3 protein-coding genes are annotated in these 2,589 nt (G+C 72.2%); 2 read left to right on the top strand and 1 reads right to left on the bottom strand.

All coding sequences use genetic code 11. From position 1 onward, the window contains the following. On the top strand, window positions 1-412 hold a 412-nt coding region (gene waaF, locus GTP90_RS35380), incomplete at its 5' end, for a lipopolysaccharide heptosyltransferase II (RefSeq protein ID WP_161087885.1). A gap of 54 nt (window positions 413-466) precedes the next feature. After that, window positions 467-1,990: a GGDEF domain-containing protein gene (locus GTP90_RS35375; protein WP_161087884.1), complete on the top strand. Its 1,524-nt coding sequence runs from the start codon at window positions 467-469 to the stop codon at window positions 1,988-1,990. On the opposite strand, the gene GTP90_RS35370 is transcribed toward GTP90_RS35375, so the two are convergent. Then, window positions 1,987-2,589, bottom strand: a 603-nt coding sequence (locus GTP90_RS35370; protein WP_161087883.1) for an alpha/beta hydrolase, incomplete at its 5' end; no start/stop codon positions are given. The two genes, GTP90_RS35375 and GTP90_RS35370, sit on opposite strands and share 4 nt — an antisense overlap.

Below are 2,589 nucleotides of genomic sequence, written 5' to 3'. Positions count from 1 at the left end.
CCTGGCGCGCGACGGCGCGGCCCGGATCGTGCTGCTCGGCTCGCCCAAGGACCAGCCGGCCTGCGCCGAGGTGGCGGCCGGCATCGCCGGCGGCGCCGTGTTCAACCTGGCCGGCGCCACCAGCCTGGCCGAGGCCATCGCGCTGATCGCCGGCAGCGCCGCCGTGGTGGCCAACGATTCCGGTTTGCTGCACATCGCCTCGGCGCTGAACCGGCCGGTGGTGGCGCTGTACGGCCCCACCGACCCCGGCCACGCGCCGCCGTTTTCCGACCTGGCGGCCTCGCTGTCGCTGCGGCTGGACTGCGCGCCGTGCAAGCAGCGCGAGTGTCCGCTGGGGCACCAGGACTGCATGGTCAAGTTGACGCCGGAGCTCGTATGGCACAGCCTGCAACCGATGCTGCCCGCGCCTTGACCGGCGCGGCACGCCTGATTTGCCGAATAGCCGCGCCCGCCGGCCATGTCGCCCATGTTTAAGCGCTATACGATCACTTTCTGGGCCACGCTGTTTGTCGGCGTGGTCTGCCTGTCGCTGGTGGCGGTCGACGTCTGGCGCAGCCTGATCGCGCGCGAGGCCCAGCTGCAGGAAATGCAGCGCCTGGCCTCCAACGTGGCGCGCGCGATGGCGCAGCAGGCCGACGACACCATCAAGGCCGCCGACACCGCGCTGGCCGACATCGTCGAGCGCATCGAGGCCGACGGCCTGGGCGCGCCGCAGCTGGTGCGGGTGCGCCGGCAGATGCAGGCGCACGTGGCCAACCTGCCGCAGCTGGCCGGCCTGTTCATGTATGACGAGCGCGGCCAGTGGCTGGTCAATTCGCCCGCCGTGCTGGGCGCCTCGCTCAACAACGCCGACCGCGAATACTTCGAGTACCACCGCACCCACGCCGGACGCGGCCCGCACGTGGGCCTGCCGGTGGTCAGCCGCACCAGCGGCAAATGGATCATCCCGGTGTCGCGCCGCCTCGACAAGGCCGACGGCGGCTTCGGCGGCGTGGTGCTGGCCACGCTGGACATCGACTACTTCCGCCGCTACTACCAGAGCTTTGACATCGGCGCGCGCGGCGCGGTGGCGCTGATCTCCGGCCAGGGCGCGCTGATGCTGCGCCAGCCGTACGACGAGAAGCGGGTCGGCGTCAGCCTGGCCGACAGCACGCTGTTCCGCGCCTACCGCGCGCACAGCAGCGGCAGCGGCCTGTACGCCTCGTCGTACGACGGCGAGGTCCGCTACAACAGCTACCGCGGGCTGGAGCACTATCCGCTGTTCGTGACGGCCGCGCTGTCGCAGCAGGAGATGCTGGAGCAGTGGCGCCGCGACAGCTTCACGCGCTCGATCGGCGTGATCGTGCTGGCCGCGCTGCTGGGCTTTTTCGGCAAGCGGCTGGTGGACCAGATCAACCTGCGGGTGCAGGCCGAGGCCGAGCTGCGCCGGGCGCGCGACGCGCTGGAGGGCGCCAACCGCACGCTGGAGCGGCTGGCCATGCAGGACGGCCTGACCGGGCTGGCCAACCGCCGCCAGCTCGACGTCACCCTGGGCAACGAGTTCAGCCGCGCGATCCGGCACCAGGACACGCTGTCCTGCGTGATGATCGACGTCGACTACTTCAAGCAGTACAACGACCTGTACGGCCACGGCGCCGGCGACGATTGCCTGTGCGCCGTGAGCAAGCTGATCCGCGCGCTGACGCCCAAGCGGCCCGGCGACGTGGTGGCCCGCTACGGCGGCGAGGAAATCGCCATCCTGCTGCCCAACACCGGCCTGGAGGGCGCGGTCGCGGTGGCCGAGCGCATCCGGCAGGCGATCGCCGCGCTGCGGACGCCGCACCACGGCAGCCCGTTCGGCATGGTGACCGTCAGCGCCGGCGTGGCGGCGATGGCGCCGCGCCGGGGCGATGTCCCCGGCCAGCTGGTGGAGACGGCCGACAAGGCGCTGTACGCGGCCAAGTCGGCCGGCCGCAACCAGGTCAGCGCGGCCGCCGTGCCGGCGCCCTAGCGTTCGCTCATCTGGCGCAGCGCCGCGTGCGCCAGCGGCGGCGACACCAGGTGGGCGCCGTCGAATTCCCCATACTGCACCGCGTAACCTTCGCCGGCCAGGCGCATGGCGATGGCCTTGCCCCGTTCCACCGGCAGCACCCGGTCATGCTTGCCGTGGGCGATGAACACGCGCGGCATGCCGCTGCGCCGCAACGGCGACATGAAGCCGGGCGAGAAGGCGAAGATGTCGGCGAACAGGCCGCCGTTCATCAGGCCGACCGACAGCGCGTACGAGGCGCCGTCGGAGAAGCCGCCCAGCGCCACGGCGTCGGCGGCCACGTCGTAGCGCTGCATGGTCCACAGCAGCAGGCGGTCGATGAAGGCCAGGTCGGGGCCGTAGCCGCCGCGCAGGAAGTCCCAGCTGGTCGACAGCGCCTCGGGCAGCAGCAGCAGGAAGCGCTGCCGGGCCGCGTGCGCCAGCGCCAGCAGGTCGCCGCCGCCGTGCTGGCCGCCGGCGCCGTGCAGCAGCACCAGCAGCGGCAGCGGGGCGTCGTCGTCCTGCCGGGGCACGTACAGGCGGGCGTGGCGGTTATCCGGAAAGGCCAGCCGGTGCACGCC

It is taken from the genome of Duganella vulcania, assembly GCF_009857655.1.
Taxonomy (GTDB): Bacteria; Pseudomonadota; Gammaproteobacteria; order Burkholderiales; family Burkholderiaceae_D; genus Rugamonas; species Rugamonas vulcania.
This window is presented reverse-complemented; position numbering and strand designations above follow the sequence as displayed.